This is a genomic window from Variovorax durovernensis, assembly GCF_977011995.1.
Genome location: NZ_CDRNCW010000001.1, coordinates 3,351,565 through 3,375,289 on the forward strand (window position 1 = coordinate 3,351,565; position 23,725 = coordinate 3,375,289).

The 23,725-nt window shown below is 65.6% G+C and carries 22 protein-coding genes and 1 riboswitch; of the genes, 20 read left to right on the forward strand and 2 right to left on the reverse strand.

Annotated elements, in window-relative coordinates; all coding sequences use genetic code 11:
• Nucleotides 1-141: 141 nt before the first annotated feature.
• The 18 genes from ACWV14_RS15935 to ACWV14_RS16020 all read left to right on the forward strand — a co-directional run bounded on the left by ACWV14_RS15935 (nt 142) and on the right by ACWV14_RS16020 (nt 20,655).
• On the forward strand, nt 142-1,371 hold the full coding sequence (locus tag ACWV14_RS15935) for a branched-chain amino acid ABC transporter substrate-binding protein (RefSeq protein ID WP_422086603.1): 1,230 nt from the start codon (nt 142-144) through the stop codon (nt 1,369-1,371).
• Nucleotides 1,372-1,590: 219 nt separating this feature from the next.
• On the forward strand, nt 1,591-2,823 hold the full coding sequence (locus tag ACWV14_RS15940; protein ID WP_454909434.1) for a branched-chain amino acid ABC transporter substrate-binding protein: 1,233 nt from the start codon (nt 1,591-1,593) through the stop codon (nt 2,821-2,823).
• A gap of 232 nt (nt 2,824-3,055) precedes the next feature.
• Entirely contained in the window at nt 3,056-4,009 is a 954-nt protein-coding gene (locus ACWV14_RS15945) for a branched-chain amino acid ABC transporter permease (protein ID WP_454909435.1), read from the forward strand.
• Between the two features lie 4 nt (nt 4,010-4,013).
• A complete protein-coding gene (locus tag ACWV14_RS15950) occupies nt 4,014-5,342 on the forward strand; it encodes a branched-chain amino acid ABC transporter permease (RefSeq protein WP_454909436.1) in 1,329 nt (442 codons plus the stop codon).
• On the forward strand, nt 5,339-6,109 hold the full coding sequence (locus ACWV14_RS15955; protein WP_454909437.1) for an ABC transporter ATP-binding protein: 771 nt from the start codon (nt 5,339-5,341) through the stop codon (nt 6,107-6,109). The genes ACWV14_RS15950 and ACWV14_RS15955 overlap by 4 nt, the downstream gene beginning before the upstream one ends.
• A gap of 1 nt (nt 6,110) precedes the next feature.
• Nucleotides 6,111-6,806, forward strand: coding sequence for an ABC transporter ATP-binding protein (locus ACWV14_RS15960; RefSeq protein WP_454909438.1), 696 nt, complete (start codon nt 6,111-6,113; stop codon nt 6,804-6,806).
• Between the two features lie 240 nt (nt 6,807-7,046).
• The gene (locus ACWV14_RS15965; RefSeq protein ID WP_454909439.1) at nt 7,047-9,152 is read left to right on the forward strand and encodes a 3-hydroxyacyl-CoA dehydrogenase NAD-binding domain-containing protein; all 2,106 of its coding nucleotides are present in this window, start codon (nt 7,047-7,049) and stop codon (nt 9,150-9,152) included.
• Nucleotides 9,153-9,180: 28 nt separating this feature from the next.
• Entirely contained in the window at nt 9,181-10,656 is a 1,476-nt protein-coding gene (locus tag ACWV14_RS15970; RefSeq protein WP_454909440.1) for a M20 family peptidase, read from the forward strand.
• A 43-nt stretch (nt 10,657-10,699) separates the two neighbouring features.
• On the forward strand, nt 10,700-11,875 hold the full coding sequence (locus ACWV14_RS15975) for an acetyl-CoA C-acyltransferase (RefSeq protein WP_422086611.1): 1,176 nt from the start codon (nt 10,700-10,702) through the stop codon (nt 11,873-11,875).
• A gap of 170 nt (nt 11,876-12,045) precedes the next feature.
• Complete coding sequence (locus ACWV14_RS15980; RefSeq protein WP_454909441.1) at nt 12,046-13,899, forward strand: acyl-CoA dehydrogenase; 1,854 nt, start codon at nt 12,046-12,048, stop codon at nt 13,897-13,899.
• Nucleotides 13,899-14,150: a hypothetical protein gene (locus ACWV14_RS15985; RefSeq protein WP_454909442.1), complete on the forward strand. Its 252-nt coding sequence runs from the start codon at nt 13,899-13,901 to the stop codon at nt 14,148-14,150. Before ACWV14_RS15980 ends, ACWV14_RS15985 begins: the two co-directional genes overlap by 1 nt.
• A 16-nt stretch (nt 14,151-14,166) precedes the next feature.
• Nucleotides 14,167-14,469, forward strand: coding sequence for a Dabb family protein (locus ACWV14_RS15990; protein ID WP_454909443.1), 303 nt, complete (start codon nt 14,167-14,169; stop codon nt 14,467-14,469).
• A gap of 29 nt (nt 14,470-14,498) precedes the next feature.
• Nucleotides 14,499-15,296, forward strand: coding sequence for an SDR family oxidoreductase (locus ACWV14_RS15995; RefSeq protein WP_454909444.1), 798 nt, complete (start codon nt 14,499-14,501; stop codon nt 15,294-15,296).
• Nucleotides 15,297-15,409: 113 nt separating this feature from the next.
• Nucleotides 15,410-15,880, forward strand: coding sequence for a PaaI family thioesterase (locus ACWV14_RS16000; RefSeq protein WP_454909445.1), 471 nt, complete (start codon nt 15,410-15,412; stop codon nt 15,878-15,880).
• 26 nt (nt 15,881-15,906) lie between these two features.
• The gene (locus ACWV14_RS16005; RefSeq protein ID WP_454909446.1) at nt 15,907-16,923 is read left to right on the forward strand and encodes an NADP-dependent oxidoreductase; all 1,017 of its coding nucleotides are present in this window, start codon (nt 15,907-15,909) and stop codon (nt 16,921-16,923) included.
• Nucleotides 16,924-17,018: 95 nt separating this feature from the next.
• Entirely contained in the window at nt 17,019-18,659 is a 1,641-nt protein-coding gene (locus ACWV14_RS16010; RefSeq protein WP_454909447.1) for an isovaleryl-CoA dehydrogenase, read from the forward strand.
• 50 nt (nt 18,660-18,709) lie between these two features.
• Nucleotides 18,710-19,648: a glutathione S-transferase family protein gene (locus tag ACWV14_RS16015; RefSeq protein WP_454909448.1), complete on the forward strand. Its 939-nt coding sequence runs from the start codon at nt 18,710-18,712 to the stop codon at nt 19,646-19,648.
• Nucleotides 19,649-19,749: 101 nt separating this feature from the next.
• A complete protein-coding gene (locus ACWV14_RS16020) occupies nt 19,750-20,655 on the forward strand; it encodes an SDR family oxidoreductase (RefSeq protein ID WP_237674343.1) in 906 nt (301 codons plus the stop codon).
• Nucleotides 20,656-20,659: 4 nt separating this feature from the next.
• Here ACWV14_RS16020 and ACWV14_RS16025 read toward each other — a convergent pair whose 3' ends face one another.
• Nucleotides 20,660-21,331: an FMN-dependent NADH-azoreductase gene (locus ACWV14_RS16025; RefSeq protein WP_454909449.1), complete on the reverse strand. Its 672-nt coding sequence runs from the start codon at nt 21,329-21,331 to the stop codon at nt 20,660-20,662.
• A 133-nt stretch (nt 21,332-21,464) separates the two neighbouring features.
• On the opposite strand from ACWV14_RS16025, the gene ACWV14_RS16030 reads away from it, so the two are divergent.
• The gene (locus ACWV14_RS16030) at nt 21,465-22,370 is read left to right on the forward strand and encodes a LysR substrate-binding domain-containing protein (RefSeq protein ID WP_454909450.1); all 906 of its coding nucleotides are present in this window, start codon (nt 21,465-21,467) and stop codon (nt 22,368-22,370) included.
• Between the two features lie 187 nt (nt 22,371-22,557).
• On the opposite strand, the gene ACWV14_RS16035 is transcribed toward ACWV14_RS16030, so the two are convergent.
• The gene (locus ACWV14_RS16035) at nt 22,558-22,746 is read right to left on the reverse strand and encodes a hypothetical protein (RefSeq protein WP_454909451.1); all 189 of its coding nucleotides are present in this window, start codon (nt 22,744-22,746) and stop codon (nt 22,558-22,560) included.
• Nucleotides 22,747-22,968: 222 nt separating this feature from the next.
• A riboswitch (yybP-ykoY riboswitch) is annotated at nt 22,969-23,141 on the forward strand.
• 12 nt (nt 23,142-23,153) lie between these two features.
• On the opposite strand from ACWV14_RS16035, the gene mntP reads away from it, so the two are divergent.
• Nucleotides 23,154-23,723 (forward strand): manganese efflux pump MntP, encoded by a 570-nt coding sequence (gene mntP / locus ACWV14_RS16040; RefSeq protein ID WP_422086622.1) that lies wholly within the window; start codon nt 23,154-23,156, stop codon nt 23,721-23,723.
• Nucleotides 23,724-23,725: the final 2 nt, after the last annotated feature.

The window sequence follows — 23,725 nt, forward strand, 5'->3', positions numbered from 1 at the left end:
ACCACAGGCAAAGCCCTGCCGCACTGTCGCGCACGCGATAGGAAAGCCGCCCCGGCGGCCTTCCTTGCGGGCAATCCCTGTGCGGTGAAAAAAAGGGCGCTTGTACGCTGCGATTCCGCCTATCAAAACTGGAGACTCCTCATGCAATTTGCTATCAAGTCAGTAGCTGCCTGCGCTATGTTGGTGAGCTTTACCGCCGCATTCGCGCAAAAGGGCGAGACCGTCAAGATCGCCTGGCTCGACCCCTTGTCCGGCCTCATGGCCGCGGTCGGCACCAACCAGCTCAAGACTACGCAATTCCTTGCCGAGGAGTTCAACAAGAAGAACCAGTCGGGCGTGAAGTTCGAGATCATCGCGCTCGACAACAAGCTCAGCCCGCAGGAGACCACCGCCGCGCTGCGTTCCGCGCAGGACCAGGGCGCCCGCTACATCATGCAGGGCAACGGCTCCGGCCCGGCGCTGGCCATCATCGATGCCATCGAGAAGAACAACTCGCGCAACCCCGGCAAGGAGTTGCTGTACATGAACTACGCGGCGGTCGACCCCGACCTGACCAACAGCAAGTGCAGCTACTGGCACTTCCGGGTCGACGCCGACACCTCCATGAAGATGGAGGCGCTGACCGCCTGGATGAAGGACCAGCCCGACATCAAGAAGGTCTACCTGCTGGGCCAGAACTACGCCCACGGCGTGCAGGTGGCCAAGTTCGCCAAGGAAGACCTGAAGGTCAAGCGACCCGACATCCAGATCGTGGGCGAAGACCTGCACCCGCTGGCGCAGGTGCGCGACTTCTCGCCCTACATTGCCAAGATCAAGGCCTCGGGCGCCGACACCGTCATCACCGGCAATTGGGGCTCCGACCTCTCGCTGCTCATCAAGGCGGCCAACGATTCCGGCCTGAACGTCAAGTTCCTGACGTACTACGCGCCGGGCGCCGGTACCCCCACGGCCATGGGGGCCACGTCGGACGGCAAGGTCTACACCGTGGCCTACGCCCACTACAACATGGGCGGAGAGATCCAGCAGCTGCTCAACGGCTACAAGAAGCGCATGAACGACGACCTGACGCAGGCCTCGATCTACCACGTGTTCGCGCTGCTCGACGCAGCCTTCGCCAAGACCAAGTCGACCGACCCGGTCAAGGTGGCGGCAGCGCTGGAAGGCATGAAGATCAAGAGCTTCAACGGCGAAGTCGAGATGCGCAAGTCAGACCACCAGCTGCAGCAGGGCCTGTACATATCGCGCTGGGAAAAGGCCAGCGCCAAGTACCCCTATGACGCGGAGAACACCGGCTACACGAACGTGCCCGTGAAGTACTACGAGTCGTACGTGGCAAGCACGCCCACCACCTGCCAGATGAAGCGCCCCTGAGGCGTTTTCGTGAACGTCCGCTCCAACATTTCTACCCGCTGGTAGCAGCGGTCTACCCACGGGTAGCAATTCGGGCGCCGCGCTGTCGCATGCGCGATAGAAACGGCCCTCTGCGGCCTCCCTCTTACGGGCATTCCCTGAGGGGAGGGGCTGCAATCGCTTGTACGCTCGTACAGCGTTTTGATTCGGTTCTGATTCGGTTTGACCAGGAGATATAGATTGAAGTTCGCTCTGAAAATCGCTGCCGCAGCCGTCATTGCGGCCACCGCCACCGGTGCCCTCGCCCAGAAGGGTGAAACCGTCAAGATCGCATGGCTCGACCCGCTGTCGGGCCTCATGGCCGCGGTCGGGACGAATCAGCTCAAGACCTTCCAGTTCTTCGCCGAAGAGTTCAACAAGAAGAACGCCGCCGGCGTGAAGTTCGAGATCATCGGCATCGACAACAAGCTCAGCCCGCAGGAGACCACCAGCGCGCTGCGCTCGGCCCTCGACCAGGGCGCGCGCTACATCGTGCAGGGCAACGGCTCCGGCCCGGCGCTGGCCATCATCGATGCGCTCGAGAAGAACAATGCGCGCAACCCCGGCAAGGAAGCGCTGTACCTGAACTATGCGGCCGTCGACCCCGACCTGACCAACAGCAAGTGCAGCTACTGGCAGTACCGCTTCGACGCCGACACGTCGATGAAGATGGAAGCGCTGACCACCTACATGAAGGATCAGCCGGACATCAAGAAGGTCTACATCATCGGCCAGAACTATGCGCACGGCCAGCAGGTCTCCAAGTTCGCCAAGGAAGACCTGAAGCACAAGCGTCCCGACATCCAGATCGTCGGCGACGACCTGCACCCGCTCGCGCAGGTGCGCGACTTCGCGCCGTACATCGCGAAGATCAAGGCATCGGGTGCCGACACCGTCATCACCGGCAACTGGGGCTCCGACCTCGCGCTGCTCATCAAGTCCGCCAACGACTCGGGCCTGAACGTCAAGTTCTACACCTACTACGCCGTGACCACCGGCACGCCGACCGCCATGGGCGCGGCGTCCGACGGCAAGGTGTTCCAGGTCGGCTATGCCCACTACAACATGGGCGGCGACATGCAGAAGTACGCGGAAGACTTCAAGAAGAAGTTCAACGACGACCTCTACACCACCGACGTCTACACCGTGTTCCAGGCACTGACCGAAGCCTTCGTGAAGACCAAGTCGACCGACCCCGTCAAGGTGGCCGCCGCCATGGAAGGCATGAAGTTCAAGAGCTTCAACGGCGACGTCGAACTGCGCAAGACCGACCACCAGCTGCAGCAGGGCCTGTACATCGCCCGCTGGGAAAAGGCCAGCGCCAAGTACCCGTACAGCCCGGAGAACACCGGCTACACGCTGGCACCGGTGAAGTACTACGACGCCTACGTGGCCAGCACGCCCACCTCCTGCCAGATGAAGCGTCCGGGATGAGGTTCGCCCCCAGGCTGCGCGCACTTCGTGTCGCTTCGCCACCCCCCTTCCGGGGGCAACACCAGCGGCCCGGCAAAGCCGGTTCCGCGGTGTTCCGCGAAGAGGCACTTGTTGCTTCTTCAGCCTCGGCCGTGCGACGCACGGCGAGGGACTGAGCCCGGCAGCCTGCTTGTTGGTCGAGGCCCGACTTCAACACTCGGGCCTTTTTCTTTTTAACTGACACGAAAGACCGATGAACGTCGAATTCTTCGTCATCTCGCTGCTCAACGGCGTGAGCTACGGCTTGCTGTTGTTCATGCTGAGCTCTGGCCTCACGCTGATCTTCAGCATGATGGGTGTGCTCAATTTCGCGCACGCCAGCTTCTACATGCTGGGCGCCTACTTTGCCTACACGCTGTCGGGCATCGTCGGCTTCTGGCCGGCGCTCATCATCGCGCCGCTGCTGGTGTTCGCGCTGGGCGCAGCCTTCGAGCGCTACTGCCTGCGCCGCGTCCACAAGTTCGGCCACGTGCCCGAGCTGCTGGTGACCTTCGGTCTTTCGTACCTCATTCTCGAAATCGTGCAGCTGGTGTGGGGCCGTTCGACGGTGCCCTATGGCCTGCCGACGGCGCTGCAGGGGCCGCTCTTCACGCTCTACGGCACGCAGTTCCCCAAGTCGCGCTCGTTCATCATGCTGGTGGCGGTGCTGATGCTGGTGTCTGTGTGGCTGCTGCTCACGCGCACCCGCATCGGCCTGGTCATCCAGGCGGCGCTGAAGCACCCCGACATGGTCGAGGCGCTGGGCCACAACGTGCCGCGCGTGTTCATGCTGGTGTTCGGCGGCGGCGCCGCGCTGGCGGGGCTGGCTGGCGTGGTCGGCGGCAACACCTACGTCACCGAGCCGGCCATGGCGGGTTCGGTCGGCTCCATCATCTTCGTGGTGGTGGTGGTCGGCGGCATGGGCTCATTGGCGGGCGCATTCCTGGCGTCGCTCATCATCGGCATCGTGCAGACCTTTGCCGTGGCCATGGACCAGTCGCTCGCGACCGGCCTGCAGGCGCTCGGCGTGGCCGTGACCGACCAGACCTTCGGCTACGAGCTGCTCAAGCTCACCATCTCGCAGGTGGCACCCATTCTTCCGTACCTGTTCCTGGTGCTGATCCTCATCTTCAGGCCCAAGGGTCTTCTCGGAACCCGGGAGGACTGACGCCATGAATACTGCAACGACAACCGCTTCGACCTCCACGCCGGTGCGCTACTACCGGTTCAAGCCGCTGAACATCGGCCGCATCCTGATCTGGTCTTTCTTCGCGCTGCTGCTGATCGTGGCGCCGATGATCTTCACAAGCAGCCTGGCGCTCACCATGCTGTCGCAGATCGGCTACCTGATCATCATCTGCCTGAGCTACAACATCCTGCTGGGGCAGGGCGGCATGCTCAGCTTCGGGCATGCGGTGTACGTGGGCCTGGGCTCGTTCATCGCCATCCATGCCATGAACCTGGCCAGCGCCGGCAAGCTGCCGATCCCGCTGGTGCTGATTCCGCTCGTGGGGGGCCTCGGCGGCATGTTCTTCGCGGTGGTGTTCGGCTATGTGTCGACCAAGAAGTCGGGCACTACCTTCGCGATGATCACGCTCGGCCTCGGCGAGCTGGTGGCCGCAATGGCGCTGATGTTCCCCAGCTTCTTTGGCGGCGAAGGCGGCATCACCACCAACCGCGTATACGGCGCCTCGTTCTTCGGCATCAACTTCGGGCCGCAGAACCAGGTGTATTACCTGATCGCCGTGTACTGCTTCATCTGCACCGGGCTGATGTTCGCCTTCACCGGCACGCCGCTCGGACGCATGCTGAACGCGGTGCGCGACAACCCGGAGCGCGTGGAGTTCATCGGCTACAACACGCAGCGCGTGCGCTACTTCGCCTTCATCATCGCGGGCTTCTTCGCGGGTATCGGCGGTGGCCTGGCGGCCATCAACTTCGAGATCGTGAACGCGGCCGACAGCCTCAACGGGCTGCGCTCCGGCAGCTACCTGCTGTTCACCTTCCTGGGCGGTGCGACCTTCTTCTTCGGGCCGATCATCGGCGCGGCGCTGCTGGTGTTCGCGCTGGTGCTGCTTTCCGAACTCAGCAAGGCCTGGCTGCTGTACGTGGGCCTGGTGTTCCTGCTGATGGTGATGTTCGCGCCCGGCGGCGTGGCCAGCCTGATCATGATGAACGTGCGCGTGGCGCTGTTCGGCAAGATCAAGCGCTTCTACCTGCTGTACGTGGGCCTGTTCATCGGCGCGGGCGTGATGCTCGCGGGCGCGGCGGCCATCGTCGAGATGATCTATCACATGCAGCTGAACGCGGCGCTCGGGCCGATGGTGCCGTTCGCGGGCCTGCAGCTGGACACCTCGTCGGCCACGAGCTGGATCGTCGCGGTGGCGCTGCTGGCAGTGGGCTTGGGCATCTTCGAGGTGTTCCGCAGGCGCTTCGCGAAGGCCTGGGGCCAGGCACAGGAAGAAATCGAAGCCGAGATCAAGCGGCGGGAGACGGCATGACCTATTCACTCGAACTCAAGGCCCTGCGCAAGAGCTTCGGCAAGACAGACATCATCCGCGGGGTGGATCTGGCCGTGAATGCCGGCGAGCGCATCGCGATCATCGGGCCGAACGGCGCGGGCAAGTCCACGCTGTTCAACCTGATCAGCGGACGGCTCACGCCCACCAGCGGCGAGGTGCTGCTCAACGGCCAGCGCATCGACGGCATGAAGCCGTACGAGATCAACCGCATGGGCCTGTCGCGCAGCTTCCAGATCACCAACATCTTCCCGAAGCTCAGCGTGTTCGAGAACCTGCGCTGCGGCGTGCTTTGGAGCCTTGGCTACAAGTACACCTTCCTGCGCTTCCTGTCGAACCTGGACGATGCCAACGAGCGCACCGAAGAACTCATCAAGCAGATCGGCCTGGAGAAGAAGCGCGACGTGCATGCGGTGAACCTCACCTATGCGGAGCAGCGCGCGCTGGAAATCGGCGTGACCATCGCGGGCGGTGCCAGCGTGATCCTGCTGGACGAGCCCACGGCCGGCATGAGCAAGACCGAGACTTCGCACTTCATCTCGCTCATCAAGCACGTCACCGTGGGCAAGACGCTGCTGACGGTGGAGCACGACATGGGCGTGGTCTTCGGCCTGGCCGACAAGATCGCGGTGGTGGTGTACGGCGAAGTGATCGCCTTCGACACGCCGGCTGCGGTGCGCGCGAATGCGCGCGTGCAGGAGGCCTACCTCGGCTCCTCTGTCGCGGATGCACAAGGGGCGGGACACTGACATGCTGAAGCTCAAAGACATCCACGCCTACTACGGCAAGAGCCATGTGCTGCATGGCGTTTCGTTCGACGTGAACCCCGGAGAAATCGTCGCGCTGCTGGGCCGCAACGGATCGGGCCGCTCGACCACCGCCAAGGCCATCATGGGCCTGGTGCATGCCGAGGGCGGCCTGCACTGGAAGGGGCAGGACATCCTGCGCCGCAAGGCCTACGAGATCGCGCACTTCGGCATCGGCTACGTGCCCGAGAACCGCGACATCTTCCCCAAGCTCACGGTGCACCAGAACCTGCTGCTGGGGCAGAAGGGCGCCGGCAAGGGCAGCCGCTGGTCGTTCGACGACATGTACGCCATGTTCCCGCGCCTGAAGGAGCGCCAGCACACAGAGGCCGGCGTGCTCTCGGGCGGCGAGCAGCAGATGCTCACGCTGTGCCGCACGCTGATGGGCGACCCCGACCTGATCATCATCGACGAGCCGACCGAAGGCCTCGCGCCCAAGATCGTCGAACTGGTGGGGCAGTACCTGCGCACGCTGAAGGACAAGGGCATCTCGGTGCTGCTGATCGAGCAGAAGCTCACCATCGCCATGCAGATCTCGGATCGTGCGCTCGTCATGGGCCACGGCAGCATCGTGTTCGACGGCACCCCGGACAGCCTGCGCGCCGACGCCACCACTCGCAAGGAGTGGTTGGAGGTCTAGGCAAACCCCCAGGGTTCGCGCACTTCGTGTCGCTACGCCTTCCCCCTTGCAGGGGGCAACACCTGCGGCCCGGCGAAGCCGGTTCCGCGGTGTTTCCCGAAAGCTCCGCCCTCCTCAGGGAGGGCCTTGTCTCTACAGCGACTGCGTGCCATTGTTTGGCCTCGCGAAACGCCTAGAATCCCTTCGAAAAAGAACACTCGTGCTTTTTCTTCTTTTTCTTCACACACCAAGGAACGCAGCATGACGGCTGAATACAAAGTGCTCGGCGATGTCGCCGTGATCACCATGACCAACCCTCCGGTCAACGGTCTCGGTTTCTCGACCCGCATCGGCATCACCGATGGCCTGGCCAAGGCCAATGCCGACGACGCCGTCAAGGCCATCGTCATCACCGGCGCCGGCAAGGCGTTCTCGGGCGGCGCGGACATCAAGGAATTCGGCACGCCCAAGGCACTGCAGGAGCCCAATCTGCTGAGCGTGATCCTCGCACTCGAAGCCTCGGCCAAGCCCATCGTCGCGGCCATCCATTCGGTGTGCATGGGCGGCGGCCTCGAGCTGGCACTGGGTTGCCACTACCGCGTGGCCGCTCCCGGCACCAGCGTTGCATTGCCTGAAGTCAAGCTGGGCCTGATCCCCGGTGCCGGCGGCACGCAGCGCCTGCCGCGCGTGGTGGGTGTCGAGACCGCGCTGAACATGATCGTCAGCGGCGAAGCCGTGAAGAGCGAACTGCTCGCGAGCCTGCCCGGCCAGAAGCTGTTCGACAAGCTGGCCGCTTCGCCCGAGTCGGTGTTCGACGAGGCCGTGGCCTTTGCCAAGAGCGTGGCCGGCAAGACCGGTGAGGCGCTGCCGCTGGTGCGCAACCTGCCGTGCAAGCATCCCCAGGGCGACGCCTACTTCCAGTTCGCCAAGAACATGGTCGGCGGCATGTCGAAGAACTACCCCGCGCCGCTGCAGTGCGTGGACGCCGTGCAGGCCGCCACCAAGATGAAGTTCGACGCCGGCATGGCCGAAGAGCGCCGCATCTTCACCGCGCTGATGTTCACGCCCGAATCGCTGGCCCTGCGCCACCTCTTCATGGCCGAGCGCGCCGCGAGCAAGATCCCCGACGTGCCCGAAGACACGCCCAAGCGCGAGATCAAGGCCGTGGGCGTCATCGGCGCCGGCACCATGGGCGGCGGCATTTCGATGAACTTCCTGAACGCGGGCATCCCCGTCAAGATCCTCGAGATGAAGCAGGAAGCGCTCGACCGCGGCGTTGCCACCATCAAGAAGAACTACGAAGCCCAGGTCAAGAAGGGCAAGCTCAAGCAGGACAAGTACGAGCAGCGCATGGCGCTGCTGAGCACCACGCTGAGCTACGACGACCTGAAGGACGCCGACCTGATCATCGAAGCCGTGTTCGAAGAACTCGGCGTGAAGGAGAAGGTCTTCAAGGAACTCGACCGCGTCGCCAAGAAGGGCGCGATCCTGGCCTCTAACACCTCGACGCTCGACGTCGACAAGATCGCCGCCTTCACCGACCGTCCGCAGGACGTGGTCGGCATGCACTTCTTCAGCCCCGCCAACGTCATGAAGCTGCTCGAAGTGGTGCGCGGCAAGGCCACCGCCAAGGACGTGCTGGCCACGGTCATGGCCATCGGAAAGAAGATCAAGAAGACGGCCGTGGTCTCGGGCGTGTGCGACGGTTTCATCGGCAACCGCATGATCGAGCAGTACTCGCGCCAGGCAGGCTTCCTGCTGGACGAAGGTGCCACGCCGCAGCAGGTCGACAAGGCCATCGAGAAGTTCGGCTTTGCCATGGGTCCGTTCCGCATGGGCGATCTGGCCGGCAACGACATCGGCTGGGCGATTCGCAAGCGCCGCGCCGTCGAGCGCGCCGACATGAAGTACAGCCGCACGGCCGACAAGCTCTGCGAGCTGGGCCGCTTCGGCCAGAAGACCGGGGCAGGGTGGTACGACTACCAGGCCGGCAAGCGCGACGCCATTCCGTCGGAACTCGTCAACAAGATGATCGAGGACCACCGCAAGGAACTGGGCATCACGCCACGCAAGATTTCCGATGAGGAAATCGTGCAGCGCCTGGTGTACGCACTGGTGAACGAAGGCGCGCACATCCTGGAAGACGGCATTGCTTCGAAGTCGGGCGACATCGACATGGTGTACCTGACCGGCTACGGCTTCCCGATCTGGCGCGGCGGCCCGATGCATTACGCATCGCAGGTCGGCCTGTACAACGTGGCCGAGACGATGAAGCGCTTTGCCAAGAACCCGCGCGACGACGCCGAGTTCTGGCAGCCCGCGCCACTGATCCAGAAGCTGGTGGCCGAAGGCAAGCAGTTCAGCTGATCCGCGAAGGCAAAGGGACCGACCGCCAATGTTGAAACGTATCTTCCTCGGGCTGCTGCTGGCAATCGTCTTGCTGGTGGCCGCCGTGGCGGTCAAGACCTGGACCACGCCGTCTCAGCAGCTGGCGGCGGCGCCCGCGCCCAAGCTGGACATCGACCTGCAGGCGGCCGCCAAGCGGCTGTCCACGGCGATCACCTTCCGCACGGTGTCGGGCATGGACGATCCGGCCGCCAACGCGGCCGAGTTCGACAAGCTGCATGCCTACCTGGAGCAGCAGTTCCCCAAGGTTCACGCCACGCTCAAGAAAGAGGTGGTGGGCAACAAGGCGCTGCTCTACACATGGGCCGGCACCGATCCGCAAGCCAAGCCCATCGCGCTGATGGCGCACCAGGACATGGTGCCCATCGCCCCGGGCACCGAGAAGGCCTGGACGGTCGACCCATTCGCCGGCGAGATCAAGGACGGCTTCGTCTGGGGTCGCGGCACGCTCGACAACAAGAGCAATCTTTTCGCGCAGATGGAAGCCATCGAGCTGCTCATCGGCGCCGGCTTCAAGCCGAAACAGACCGTCTACCTCGTGATGGGCGACGACGAAGAGGTGAGCGGCCTGCGCGGCGCGCTGCCCATAGCCGAACTCCTCAAGTCGCGCAACGTGCGGCTGGACTGGGTGCTCGACGAGGGCCTGCTGGTGCTCGACGGCGTGCTGCCGGGCCTGAGCAAGCCCGCTGCGCTCATCGGCCTGGCCGAGAAGGGCTACGGCACCTTCTTCCTGTCGCTCGACACCGCTCCCGGCCATTCGTCGATGCCGCCGCAGCACAGCGCCATCGGCAGCATGAGCGCGGCACTCGCGCGGCTCGAAGCCAACCCGATGCCCGGCGGCATCAAGGGCATTGCCGGCCAGATGTTCAGCACCCTCGCACCCGAGATGAGCGGCGTGAACCGCGTGATGCTCTCGAACCTGTGGCTCACCGAGCCCGTGGTGCGTGGCCTGCTCGAGAAGAGCCCCAGCAGCAACGCCATGCTGCGCACGACCACCGCGCTGACCATCGTTCGCGCCGGCAACAAAGACAACGTGCTGCCCGGCCGCGCCGAGGCTGCCGTCAACTTCCGCATCCTGCCGGGCGACACGCTCGCCAGCGTCGAGGCGCACCTGCGCAAGCAGCTGGCCAACGACGACATCAATATCAAGCAGTACCCGGGCAACGCGGAGCCTTCGCCCGTGTCGCCGACCGACAGCACCGGCTACCGCGCGATCCAGCAGGCCGTGCGCCAGAGCTTTCCCGACGCGGTGGTGGCCCCCGGCCTCATGACCGCCGCTACCGATTCGCGCCACTTCAGCCTCGTGAGCGACGCCGTCTTCCGCTTCTCGCCGTTCCGGCTGAAAGGCGAAGACCTGGCGCGCATCCACGGCAACAACGAACGCCTGGCCATCTCGAACTACGGCGAGATGATCGGCTTCTATCACCAGCTCCTGAGCAACACCAACGTTGCTCCGGCGCAATGACGACAACCTCTTTTCCCTTCCATCTGCTTCAAAGGACCTCACCATGACCAGCGCCGTCATTGTTTCCACCGCCCGCACGCCGCTCGCGAAGAGCTGGAAGGGTGCCTTCAACATGACGCACGGCGCCACTCTGGGCGGCCATGCGGTTCAGCATGCGGTGCAGCGCGCCGGCATCGATCCCGCCTCGGTGGACGACGTCATCATGGGTTGCGCCACGCCCGAAGGCGCGACCGGCTCCAACATCGCGCGCCAGATCGCGCTGCGCGCCGGCCTGCCGATCACCACGTCGGGCATGACCATCAACCGCTTCTGCTCGTCGGGCCTGCAGACCATCGCCACCGCCGCCCAGCGCATCATCGCGGGCGAAGGCGAGGTGTATGTGGCCGGCGGCGTCGAGAGCATCTCGTGCGTGCAGAACGAAGCCAACAAGCACATGCTGGCCGACCCGTGGCTCGTGAAGCACAAGCCCGAGATCTACTGGAACATGCTGCAGACGGCCGAGCAGGTCGCCAAGCGCTACAACATCGGCCGCGACGCCATGGACGAATACGGCGCCGCCAGCCAGCAGAAGGCCACTGCCGCGCTGGAAGCCGGCCGCTTCAAGGACGAGATCGCCCCCATCACCGTGCTGGCCGGCGTGGCAGACCCCGTGATGGGCCTGCGCACCAAGGAAGTCACCGTCGAGAACGACGAAGGCATCCGCCCCGGCACCACCAAGGAAGGCATCAGCGGCATCCGCTCGGCCATGCCCGGCGGCCTGATCTCGGCCGGCAACGCCAGCCAGTTCTCCGACGGCGGCGGCGCCTGCGTGGTGGTCGACGAGAAGTACGCCGAGCAGAAGGGCCTGAAGCCCCTGGGCCGTTTCCTCGGCTTTGCGGTTGCCGGTTGCGAGCCCGACGAAATGGGCATCGGCCCCGTCTTCGCGATTCCGAAGGTGCTCAAGCGCCTGGGCCTCACTGTCAACGACATCGACCTGTGGGAGCTGAACGAAGCCTTCGCCGTGCAGGTCATCTACTGCCGCGACAAGCTCGGCATTCCGGCCGACCGCCTGAACGTGGACGGCGGCGCCATCGCCGTGGGCCACCCCTACGGCGTGAGCGGCCAGCGCCTGACCGGCCACGCGCTCATCGAAGGCAAGCGCCGCGGCGCCAAGAAGGTTGTGGTCACGATGTGCATCGGCGGCGGCATGGGCGCCGCGGGCGTGTTCGAAGTTCTTTGACTCTCCCCCAGGCTGCGGCGCACTTCGTGTCGCCTTCGCCAACCCCCTACCGGGGGCAACACCAGCGGCCCGGCAAAGCCGGTTCCGCGGTGTTCCACGAATGGGCCGGGCTTCGCCGGCCGACGAGCGCTGCCGGTGGAAGTCGGCAGTCTCAACATCAACATCCGACCATGAGCCTGCGTTCCACCCTCGACTTCTTGCTCAACGACTGGCTCGACGCCGAGTCGCTCAACCAGCGCGAACGCTTTGCCGACCATTCGCGCGAGACCTTCGACGCGGTGCTCGACACCTGCGAGCGCATCGCGCGCGAGAAGTACGCGCCGTTCAACCGCACGGTCGATACGCAGGAGCCGCATTTCGACGGCGAGAAAGTCATCCTGCCGCAGGCCACGCACGACGCGCACAAGGCCTTCGTCGAGTCGGGAATGATGAGCGCCGCGCAGGACTACGACATCGGCGGCATGCAGTTGCCCTACACGATGCAGGCCGCCGCCAACAGCTTCTTCGCGATGGCCTCGGTGAGCATCGGCTCGAACATGCTCACCAGCGGCAACGCCAACCTGCTGATGGTGCACGGCACCGAGATGCAGAAAGAGGTGTTCGCCAAGAACGAGTTTTCCGGCCGCTGGGCCGGCACCATGTGCCTGTCGGAGCCGCAGGCCGGCTCGTCGCTGAGCGACGTGGCCACGCGCGCCGTGCCCGACGGCGACGACTTCCAGAACGACCCGCTGGGCCCGCGCTACCGCCTCACGGGCAACAAGATGTGGATCTCGGCCGGCGACCACGAGCTGACAGAGAACATCGTGCACATCGTGCTGGCCAAGATTCCCGACGAGAACGGCAAGCTGGTGCCGGGCACGCGCGGCATTTCGTTGTTCATCGTGCCCAAGCGCATGGTGAACACCAAGGGCGAGCTGACGGGCCAGCGCAACGACGTGGCGCTCGCGGGCCTGAACCACAAGCTGGGCTGGCGCGGCACCACCAACACGCTGCTGAACTTCGGCGAGGGCAAGTACCCGGTCGACGGCAAGGCCGGCGCGGTGGGCTACCTGGTCGGCGCGCCCGGCAAGGGCCTGCACTGCATGTTCCACATGATGAACGAGGCCCGCATCGGGGTCGGTACTGCCGCCACCATGCTCGGCATGGCCGGCTACCACGCCTCGCTCGAATACGCGAAGACCCGGCCGCAGGGCCGCCTGGTCAAGAAGCCCGAGGCTGCCGGCGCCGCCGTCGCCAAGGACTCGGCCGCGCCGCAGGTGCGCATCATCGAGCACGCCGACGTGCGTCGCATGCTGCTGGCGCAGAAGGCGTATTGCGAAGGCGCGCTGGCGCTGGAGCTTTACTGTGCCCGGCTGGTGGACGAGCAGAAGACCGGCGACGCCCAGGCCGCCGACGATGCGCGCCTGCTGCTGGAAGTGCTCACGCCCATCGCCAAGAGCTGGCCCAGCGAGTGGTGCCTGGAGGCCAATTCGCTGGCCATCCAGGTGCACGGCGGCTACGGTTACACGCGCGATTTCCCGGTGGAACAGTACTGGCGCGACAACCGCCTGAACATGATCCACGAGGGCACGCACGGCATCCAGGCGGCCGACCTGCTGGGCCGCAAGGTGCTGATGGAAAAGGGCCGCGGCCTGCAGCTGCTGGCCGGCCGCATGACCGCCACCATCGGCCGCGCCGCCAAGGTGCCGGCGCTGGCGGCCCATGCCAAGGCGCTGGGCGCCGCGCTGCAGCGCATCGGCAGCGCGACCGAGGCCGCCTGGTCCACCGGCGACCCGGCGGACGCACTGGCCAACGCGGTGCCCTACATGCAGGCCTTCGGGCACACGGTTCTGGCCTGGATCTGGCTGGACGTGGCCGGCAGGGCCCTGGAGAACGACGGTGAAAAGGCCAGGGCGGTAACAGCTGGCAAGATCGGCGCCACGGACTATTTCTTCCACTACGAGCTGCCGAAAATCGGTGCATGGCTCAACGTGGTCGAAACCCGCGACCCGACCTGTACCGCTTTGCCCGAGGACGCCTTCTGATGGCCATCAACAATCCGCCGAATTCCACCCCCAACACCCCCGCAAACGCCCCGAAGCCGCCCAAGCCGCATGCCCGCCTGGAAAAGTGGATCTGGATCCTGATCTACGGCGGCCTGTTCCTCGTCATCCTGGGCATTTCCACCGGCCGCACCGACGCGGCCCTGGGCTGGTCGATCGCCATTCCCGGCGGGCTGGTGGCGGTGGTGGGCTTCGTGCTCATCTACGTGCGCTCGCGGCTCGAAAACAAGTAATTCCAGGGACACCGCCATGCTCAAGCACATCGTGATGTGGAAGTTCAAGGAGCACGCCGAGGGCGCCGACAAGGCGACCAACCTGCGCAAGGCCAAGGCACTGCTCGACGCCTGCGCCAAGCTGTCGCCAGGCACGCACCGCTTCGAAGTGGCCATCGCCCAGCCCGGCCTGGAAGCCACCTACGACCTGATCCTGAATTCGGAATTCACCGACGCCGCCGCGCTCGCGGCCTATGCGGACCATCCGCAGCACGTGGCCCTGAAGCCATTCATCGGCGCCGTGCGTGAAGCCCGCCAGTGCATGGACTACGAGATCTGATCCAAAAACCGAACCCCGGAGACAACCCCATGACCGCCCGCACCGTCCAGAAACTCTTCGACCTCACCGGCAAGACCGCACTCATCACCGGCGGCTCGCGCGGCCTGGGCCTGCAGATGGCCCACGCGCTGGGCGAGGCGGGCGCGAAGATCATGCTTAGTTCGCGCAAGGCCGATGACCTTGAGCAGGCGGCCGCCGAGCTGCAGGCCGCCGGCATCGACGCGCGCTGGATCGCCGCCGACTGCTCGAAGGAGGAAGACACCCGCCGCCTGGCCGACGAGGCGCTGCAGCGCATGGGCGCGGTCGACATCCTCATCAACAACGCCGGCGCCAGCTGGGGTTCGCCGGCCGAGAGCCACCCGGTCGAGGCCTGGGACAAGGTGATGAACCTGAACGTACGCGGCTACTTCATCCTGTCGCAGCAGATCGCCAACGGCTACATGATCCCGAAGAAGGCCGGGCGCATCATCAACATCGCCTCGATCGCCGGCCTGAACGGCAACCCGCCCGAGATGCAGACGCTGGCTTACAACACCTCGAAGACCGCCGTCATCGGCTTCACGCGCACGCTGGCCGCCGAATGGGGCAAGTACAACATCAACGTGAACGCGATCTGCCCGGGCTTCTTCATGACGAAGATGGCCGCCGGCCTGATCAAGTCGCTGGGCGAGGAAAAAATGGCCGCACAGGCCCCGCTGGGCCGCCTGGGCGACGACGAAGACCTGAAGGGCCTGACGCTGCTGTACGCGAGCGATGCCGGCAAGCACATCACCGGCCAGTGGCTGGCCGTCGATGGCGGCGTGAGCGTGGTGCTGGGCGCCGCGTAACAATGCTCACCCCCAGGCTTCGCGCACTTCGTGTCGCTTCGCCTACCCCCGCGCCGGGGGCGACACCAGCGGCCCGGCAAAGCCGGTTCCGCGGTGTCCCATGAAAAGACGCAATGACCACTGAATCCCATCAATCCGACGACATCAACATCCGCTCGTACACGAGCCAGATTCCCTTTGCGCGCCACCTCGGCTTCGAACTGAAGAAGTTCGAGGGCGGCGAGTCCGAGATCGCCTACACCGCCAAGCCCGAGCACCTGAACACCTTCGACGTGACGCACGGCGGTGCCTGCATGACGCTGCTCGACATCACCATGGCCGCGGCCGCCCGAAGCGTGGCGCCCGAGACCGGCGTGGTCACCATCGAGATGAAGACCAGCTTCATGCAGCCCTCGGTCGGGCCGCTGCGCGCGCGCGGCACCCTCATTCACCGGACGGCGACGCTGGCTTTCACGGAAGCCAAGATCTACGACGAGCAGGAGCGGGTATGCGCCCACGCCACCGGCACCTTCAAGTACGTGAAGCGCCGCCTGCCGACCGGCCCCGCGAGCGCCAACGCCATGCGCCCGCCATCGACCGACTGACAGACACCCAAACACCGGAGATACACATGCCCACCAACAAGCAGATCCACCTCGACAACCGCCCCGACGGCGAGGCCGTGGCGAGCAACTTCAAGCTCGTGACCGCAGAAACCCCGGCGCTCAAGGACAACCAGGTGCTGGTGCGCCACCACTACATGAGCCTCGACCCGTACATGCGCGGGCGCATGAACGACTCCAAGAGCTATGCGCAGCCCCAGCCGCTGGGCCAGACGATGCAGGGCGGCACGGTCGGCGAAGTGGTCGAGAGCAAGCACCCGAAGTACGCCGTGGGCGACAAGGTGGTCGGCTTCGGCGGCTGGCAGGAGTACAGCGTGGTCGACGCTTCGCAGCCCGGCGCGCTGAAGAAGGTCGACACCACGCACGTGCCGCTGTCGCATTACCTGGGCGCGGTCGGCATGCCTGGCGTCACGGCCTGGTACGGGCTGGTGAAGATCATCGCGCCCAAGGCCGGTGAAACCGTGGTCATCACCGCCGCCAGCGGCGCGGTGGGCAGTGCCTTCGGCGCGCTGGCCAAGGCACGCGGCTGCCGCGTGGTCGGCATTGCAGGCGGCCCCGACAAGTGCAAGTACGTGACCGACGAGCTGGGCTTCGACGCCTGCATCGACTACCGCCAGCACCCCGACGTCAAGTCGATGAGCGCTGCGCTCAAGGAAGCCTGCCCGAACGGCATCGACGGCTACTTCGAGAACGTCGGCGGCTACATCTTCGACGCGGTGCTGCTGCGCGCCAACGCCTTTGCCCGCGTGGCGCTGTGCGGAATGATCGCGGGCTACGACGGCCAGCCGCTGCCGCTCGCGAACCCGGCGCTGATCCTCATCAACCGCATGAAGATCGAAGGCTTCATCGTCAGCGAACACATGGAAGTGTGGCCCGAGGCGCTCACGGAGCTGGGCACGCTGGTGGGTACCGGCAAGCTCAAGCCGCGCGAGTCGATTGCGCAAGGCATCGAATCGGCGCCCGAAGCTTTCCTGGGCCTGCTCAAGGGCAAGAACTTCGGCAAGCAACTCGTCAAGCTGGTCTGATGAGCTGAACGCATGGCAAGGAGCCCGGTCATGCGCGCCGCGCCGGGCCGCCCCAAGCAAGCGCGCACCGCAGTGCGAAGCACGGAGGTATTCGAATGAACTCGACGCACGAGGTCTTCAACCAGCCCACGCCGCTGGTGGACTACAACCTCTTCGACACCAACCGGCCCCTGCGCGATGCGCTGAAGTTCAACGCCCCCGCGCTGCAGACGACACAGCTGCATGAACTGGGCTCAGCCCTCGGCTCGGCCGGCATGCAGGCGCATGCGCGGCTGGCCAACATCCACACGCCCGCGCTGCACACGCACGACCGGTTCGGCCGGCGCATCGACGAGGTGGAATTCCATCCGAGCTATCACGTGCTGATGACCGCCGCCGTGGGCGCGGGGCTGCACGGTACGCCGTGGACCGGCACCTCCGCGTCGCCGCATGTTCTGCGCGCGGCTGGCTTCATGCTCTTCACCGAGCTGGAGCCGTCGATTCTCTGCCCCATCTCCATGACCTACGCGGTCACGCCCGCGCTGCGCGGCAATGCCGGCGTGTACGCTGACTGGGGCCCGAAGCTCGGCAGCCTCTGGTACGACCCTGCACTCAAGCCCTTCAGCGACAAGCCCGGCGTGACCATGGGCATGGGCATGACCGAGAAGCAGGGCGGCTCCGACGTGCGGGCCAATACCACCCGGGCCGTGCACGACGGCAGCGATGCCTGGGGCGAGCGCTACGCCATCACTGGCCACAAGTGGTTCTTCTCGGCGCCGATGTGTGATGCCTTCCTGGTGCTGGCGCAGGCACCGGCCGGGCTCAGCTGCTTCTTCCTGCCGCGCGTGCTGCCCGACGGCACGCGCAATGCCATCCAGATCCAGCGCCTGAAGGACAAGCTCGGCAACAAGGCCAACGCGAGTTCAGAGGTCGAGTTGCAGGGCGCCAGCGCCTGGCTGGTGGGTGAGGAGGGGCGCGGCATTCCGCAGATCCTCGAGATGGGCACGATGACCCGGCTCGACTGCGCGCTGGGCACCAGCGGGCTGATGCGCCAGTCGCTGGGCATCGCGCTCAACCATGCGACGCAGCGCAACGCCTTCGGCAAGCCCCTGATCGACCAGCCGCTGATGAAGAACGTGCTGGCCGATCTCGCGCTCGAAAGCGAAGCCGCCACGGCGCTGGCCATCCGCCTCGCGAAAGCCTTCGATCGCCAGGACGACGAGCACGAGCGCCTGATGGCCCGCCTGCTCACGCCGGTCGCCAAGTTCTGGATCTGCAAGCGCGGCAGCCACTTCGCGCAGGAGGCCATGGAATGCCTCGGCGGCAACGGCTATGTGGAAGAGGGCGGCGAAGGCATCATGGCCCGCATCTACCGCGAGATGCCGCTCAACTCCATCTGGGAGGGCGCCGGCAACATCATGGCGCTCGACCTGCTGCGCGGCCTGCGCAAGGGCGACGCGATTGCCGCGCTGACGAAGGAACTGGCGCCTGCGCGCGGCCAGCACGCGGCGCTCGACCGTCTTGCCGATGCGCTGCCCGCACGCATCGAGGCGATGGCCTCCGAAGTCGAGGCGCGTCGCCTGGCACAGGACGTGGCGCTGGCCGTGCAAGCATCGCTGCTCGCGCAGACCGCACCGGCGGCAGTGGTCGGTGCCTTCTGCGCATCGCGCCTCGGCGGAGACTGGGGCAACGCTTTCGGCACGCTCGGCGCCGGAACGGATTTCGATTCGATCATCCAGCGCGCGCAGCCCTGTTGAGCGCGCGCCGGGCTTACTGCAACGACCAAGCAACCCACAGGAAAAAACCCATGGCCGACCTGATCCTCCATCACTACACCACCTCGCCGTTCTCGGAAAAGGTGCGGCTGATCCTCGGCGCGAAGAAGCTGCCGTGGAAGTCGGTCTTCATTCCGCCGATCATGCCCAAGCCCGATGTGGAAACGCTCACCGGCGGCTACCGCAAGACGCCGTTCCTGCAGATCGGCGCGGACATGTACTGCGACAGCGCGCTCATTGCCGACGTGCTGGAGCACCTGCAGCCCGAGCCCACGCTCTACCCCGAACCGGAGAAGGGCCTGTCGCGCATCCTCGCGCAGTGGGCCGACACCACGCTGTTCTGGGCCGCGATGGCCTGGAACCTGCAGCCCAGGGGCGCGGCCGAAGTGTTCGCCAAGGCGCCGCCCGAGGCCGCCAAGGCCTTCGGCGAAGACCGCGGCAAGATGAGCGCCGGCAACATGACCCGCCTGCGCCCGGCCGACGCCACCAGCGCCTACAAGTCGTACCTGCGCCGGCTGTCGGACATGCTTGACGACAAGCCGTTCCTGCTGGGCGAGGTGCCGAGCATTGCGGACTTCTCTGCCTACCACCCCCTCTGGTACACGCGCCGCATCGAGTCGGTGCGAACCATCCTCGACCTCACGCCCGCGGTGGTCGACTGGATGGACCGCATGGCGGCCATCGGCCACGGTGCGCCGGAGAAGTTCACGAGCGACGAGGCCATCGCAGCGGCCAAGGCTGCCACGCCGCACACGCTGCTGACCGACAGCACCTTCCAGGACGACCACGGCATTCCGCTGGGCAGCGCCGTCACCATCCGCGCCGAGAGCTTCGGCCTCGAAGAGACGCCAGGCACGCTGGTCGCGGCCACGCGCACGCACTACACGCTGGAGCGTACCGGCGAGCGCGTTGGAACGGTGCATGTGCACTTTCCGCGCATCGGCTATGTGCTGAAGAAGGCGGACGCCTGAGCCCGTGCGGCGGGCACCTTCGTGACTGCGCCCGCGCGCTTTCCGTATTTCAATAGCGCCTTCAACGTCAGAGACATTCAACAAAAGAAGGACACCGGCAAATGATTCAGGACTTCAAGGGCAAGACCGCCGTTCTCACCGGCGCGGGCTCGGGCTTCGGACTCGAATGCGCGCGCATCGGCGCGGCGCGCGGCATGAACCTCGTGCTGGTCGACGTGCAGCAGGACGCCCTCGACAAGGCGAAGGCCGAGATGGAAGCCGCCGGCGTGCAGGTGCTGGCGCGCAAGGTCGACGTGTCCGACGCGGCGCAGATGGAAGCGCTGGCCGCCGCCGTGAAGGAACGCTTCGGCGCGCCTCACTTCGTGTTCAACAACGCGGGCGTGGGCGCCGGCGGCCTGGTGTGGGAGAACACCGTGGCCGACTGGGAATGGGTGCTGGGCGTCGACCTGTGGGGCGTGATCCACGGCGTGCGCCTGTTCACGCCGATGATGCTCGAAGCCGCCGCCAAGGACCCGTCCTATCGCGGCCACATCACCAACACCGCCAGCATGGCCGGCCTGCTCACCCCGCCAAACATGGGCATCTACAACGCCGCCAAGGCAGCCGTCGTGAGCCTGACGGAGACGATGTACCAGGACCTGAACCTCGTCACCGACCAGATCGGCGCGAGCCTGCTGTGCCCTTACTTCGTGCCCACCGGCATCACGAGCAGCGAACGCAACCGCCCCAACGCGCCGAAGGACAGCGAACTCACCAAGAGCCAGCTCATCGGCCAGGCCATGAGCAACAAGGCGGTGAGCAGCGGCAAGATCACGGCGGCCGAAGTGGCGGCCAAGGTGTTCGAGGCCATCAGCGACAACCAGTTCTACGTGTTCAGCCATCCGAAGGCGCTGGGCAACGTGCGCAGCCGCATGGAGAACATCGTGTCGGTCACGAACCCGGCCGACCCGTTCCTCGAACGGCCGGAAATCGGGCAGAAGCTGCGCGAGCAACTGCGCTCGGCCTGATTCTTCAGGCCGCGGCCTGCAGCTCACCCACCAGCGTCTCGACGCGGGCTAGCGCGGCGGCGATCGACCGGTCGAGCAGGTCGCCGTGGTCTTCGGCGTGCTCGATACCCACGCTGTGCATTTCGGTGAGCCCCAGCAGTGCCAGCGGGGCGGTGATGCCGGGTGTCAGCAAGTCCATTCCCGCCTGGAACTCGCCGGGCCCGTAGCCGCTGCTGCCGCATGAAGTGAGCAGCACCGTGCGGCGACGGCGCTCTGCCAGCAGCGGCACGTAAGGGTTGTCGCGGGTTCGGTCGAAGTCGAAGGTCGCGCCGATGCGCACGATGTTGTCGATCCACGACTTCAGCGGCGCCGGCATTCCGAAGTTGTACATCGGCACGCCGATCACGAGCAGGTCGGCGCGGCGGACTTCGGCGATCAGCGTGTCGCTTTCCGCGAGCACTGCATGCATCCAGGGCTCGCGCTCGGCGGCCGGGGTGTAGCCCGAGGCGATCCATTCGCCGGTAACGTGGCCCGGCGGCGTGGCGCCGATGTCGCGGTAGATCACCTCGTCGTCCGGCCGTGCGGCACGCCAGGCTGATACGAAATGCCGGCTGAGCCTGCGCGAGTGCGATCCGTGGGCATGCGTGCCAGAAAAACCGGGGCGGGCGCTGGCGTCGATGTGGAGCAGGGTGGTCATGGTCGGATCCTCTTCGTTGCTTGGTGGGATGAAGCTGTTTCAGCTGTCTGCTTGACACGGTTCTCAATTTATCCAAGCATCCGGAGCGCAACAAACGATGATTTCTTTGCATTGCTGAAAAATTAATTCATTCATGAGCAATCTGCGCCAACTCCCGCCACTGGCGTCGCTGCGTGCCTTCGAGGCGGCAGCGCGGCATTGCAGCGCCAAGCTCGCGGCCAGCGAGTTGTCGGTCACGCCTACAGCCATCAGCCATCAGGTGCGGCAACTGGAAGACTCGCTCGGCGTCGCGCTCTTCATTCGCCAGCCGAGGCAACTGGTGCTCACGCCGCAGGGGCGCGAGTTGCAGGCGGTGCTGAGCGAATCGTTCAATGCAATGGCAAATGCCGTGGCACGGCTTCGGGCACCGCCGCAGCGGCAGGCCATCACACTCTCGGCCACGCCGGCCGTTGCGGCTCGCTGGCTGCTGCCGAGGGTCGGTGCCTTGCGGGCGCTGCATCCGAAGCTGGACTTGCGCATCCACGCATCGCACGAAGCGGTGGCGCTCGACGGCGTCACCGCCGACATCGCCATCCGCTACGGACGCGGGCAGTGGCCGGGCATGGTGGCCGAGAAGCTGTTCGACAACGTGTTTGCGCCAGCGTGCAGCCCCGTGCTCAAGCTGAAAAAGCGGGGCGACCTGACACGGCACATGCTGCTGCACTTCGCGTTGCCCGGCAGCAGGAGCCAGCCGGGCACTTGGACCGCATGGCAGGAGCAGGCGCAGGTGCCCGGACTCGATGTGTCGGCGGGACCGGTGTTCTCGGACGAGACACACACCGTGTCGGCCGCGCTGCAGGGCCAGGGCGTGGCGCTGATGAGCCTGGCGCTGATTGCGGACGAACTGCGTGCGGGCAACCTGGTGAAGCCTTTCGGCCCGGAGCTGCCCGGGTTGCCATTCCATCTGGTGTGCCCCGAGGCGCGGCGATCGGAGCCCGCAGTGGCGGCGGTGTTCGAGTGGGTGAGAAGTCTGCAGCCGCTGGACGGAAGCGGGGCATGAGGAAGCACAAAGAAAAACCCGCCGTGGCGGGTCAAGAGCAGCCCTGGAGGAGGGAGGAGAGGAATGGGCTGCTGCGGATGATTGTCCGAACCGAAACTTATGCGACGCTTAAGTGCGGCAGGTTCTGAAGGCGCTGTCGCTGCCCTTCGCTTCGCAACGCATCGGCCCGATCCTCGACGCTACCGCTTTACCAGTTGCTCGAACACCCTGACCAGGGCTGCCGCGGGCGCAACAACCGATTCGCCACGAGTTGGTCGCGTGCGGCCGCATGGAGCGGGAACAGTACCGCCTTGACTTTTTCCACATGCGCCTTGAGCAGCAGGGCTTGCTTCTCGGGCGGAGAAGCCTCCCGCGCGTTGTCCAGCGCGGCGATCATGTCCTTGAAGCGCAGGTTGTAGGCGCCCGACGCGAGGGCGTCGGCTCTGCCGGTCCAGGCTTGCGCGTCCTTGGGGTCAAGCCGGCAACGAGAACCATGGAGATTTCAGCAGGTTGAAAGTAGGCCGGGGCGACGACCTGACGGCGATCGAATGTAGCAAAGCCCTACAGCCAGAACAGGCGCTGTCACAGAGCCCGTGCAAGCAGGCAATTAGAATCGCCGCTCCCTTGGGGAGTAGCCGGCTTCCGGACTTCGGAAGCGCTCACGTCAACATACTCGGTTCGCACCTCGCGACCGTGGCGTGAGCAGCCGAAAGGTTGGCGAGACCAGCGGTGTACGGACGCGGCTTTGGCCGGCGGGTTCGTGCGCCGCGGCGTCTTGAACCGGCCTTGCTTGCTACTTCCAACATGAACATCGCCTCCACGATCCTTCTTGCATTCGCCATGTCGACGGATGCTTTCGCCGCTGCTGTCGGCAAGGGCGCAGCACTGCGCAAACCCTCCTGGCGCGAAGCCTTGCGCACGGGCGTCATCTTCGGCGTCATCGAGGCGATAACGCCTGTCATCGGCTGGGCTGCCGGCCTGGCCGCCGCCAGTTACGTCGAGCGGTGGGACCACTGGATCGCGGTCACGCTGCTCAGCGTGCTGGGGCTGCGAATGATCTGGGAGGGCTGCGGCACGCCCGACGCGGTGGACGACAAGCCCAACCGCAACTCCTTCTGGACCCTGGCCATCACCGGTTTCGCGACCAGCATCGACGCGATGGCCGTGGGCGTCGGGCTAGCCTTCATCAACGTCAACATAGCCTGGACCGCGCTCGCCATCGGCCTTGCCACGCTGACGATGGTGACGCTTGGCGTGATGGTGGGACGCGTGCTGGGCGCCGTCGTCGGCAAGCGCGCGGAGATCGTCGGCGGCGTGCTGCTGATCGGGATCGGGTTCTTCATCCTCTACGAACATCTGAACGGGCTGGCCTGAGG

Coding starts and splice junctions, on each gene's coding strand:
- ACWV14_RS15935 (WP_422086603.1), top strand. CDS start 142: ATGCAATTTGCTATCAAGTCAGTAGCTGCCTGCGCTATGTTGGTGAGC.
- ACWV14_RS15945 (WP_454909435.1), top strand. CDS start 3,056: ATGAACGTCGAATTCTTCGTCATCTCGCTGCTCAACGGCGTGAGCTAC.
- ACWV14_RS15950 (WP_454909436.1), top strand. CDS start 4,014: ATGAATACTGCAACGACAACCGCTTCGACCTCCACGCCGGTGCGCTAC.
- ACWV14_RS15955 (WP_454909437.1), top strand. CDS start 5,339: ATGACCTATTCACTCGAACTCAAGGCCCTGCGCAAGAGCTTCGGCAAG.
- ACWV14_RS15960 (WP_454909438.1), top strand. CDS start 6,111: ATGCTGAAGCTCAAAGACATCCACGCCTACTACGGCAAGAGCCATGTG.
- ACWV14_RS15965 (WP_454909439.1), top strand. CDS start 7,047: ATGACGGCTGAATACAAAGTGCTCGGCGATGTCGCCGTGATCACCATG.
- ACWV14_RS15970 (WP_454909440.1), top strand. CDS start 9,181: ATGTTGAAACGTATCTTCCTCGGGCTGCTGCTGGCAATCGTCTTGCTG.
- ACWV14_RS15975 (WP_422086611.1), top strand. CDS start 10,700: ATGACCAGCGCCGTCATTGTTTCCACCGCCCGCACGCCGCTCGCGAAG.
- ACWV14_RS15980 (WP_454909441.1), top strand. CDS start 12,046: ATGAGCCTGCGTTCCACCCTCGACTTCTTGCTCAACGACTGGCTCGAC.
- ACWV14_RS15985 (WP_454909442.1), top strand. CDS start 13,899: ATGGCCATCAACAATCCGCCGAATTCCACCCCCAACACCCCCGCAAAC.
- ACWV14_RS15990 (WP_454909443.1), top strand. CDS start 14,167: ATGCTCAAGCACATCGTGATGTGGAAGTTCAAGGAGCACGCCGAGGGC.
- ACWV14_RS15995 (WP_454909444.1), top strand. CDS start 14,499: ATGACCGCCCGCACCGTCCAGAAACTCTTCGACCTCACCGGCAAGACC.
- ACWV14_RS16000 (WP_454909445.1), top strand. CDS start 15,410: ATGACCACTGAATCCCATCAATCCGACGACATCAACATCCGCTCGTAC.
- ACWV14_RS16005 (WP_454909446.1), top strand. CDS start 15,907: ATGCCCACCAACAAGCAGATCCACCTCGACAACCGCCCCGACGGCGAG.
- ACWV14_RS16010 (WP_454909447.1), top strand. CDS start 17,019: ATGAACTCGACGCACGAGGTCTTCAACCAGCCCACGCCGCTGGTGGAC.
- ACWV14_RS16015 (WP_454909448.1), top strand. CDS start 18,710: ATGGCCGACCTGATCCTCCATCACTACACCACCTCGCCGTTCTCGGAA.
- ACWV14_RS16020 (WP_237674343.1), top strand. CDS start 19,750: ATGATTCAGGACTTCAAGGGCAAGACCGCCGTTCTCACCGGCGCGGGC.
- ACWV14_RS16025 (WP_454909449.1), bottom strand. CDS start 21,331: ATGACCACCCTGCTCCACATCGACGCCAGCGCCCGCCCCGGTTTTTCT.
- ACWV14_RS16030 (WP_454909450.1), top strand. CDS start 21,465: ATGAGCAATCTGCGCCAACTCCCGCCACTGGCGTCGCTGCGTGCCTTC.
- ACWV14_RS16035 (WP_454909451.1), bottom strand. CDS start 22,746: ATGATCGCCGCGCTGGACAACGCGCGGGAGGCTTCTCCGCCCGAGAAG.
- mntP (WP_422086622.1), top strand. CDS start 23,154: ATGAACATCGCCTCCACGATCCTTCTTGCATTCGCCATGTCGACGGAT.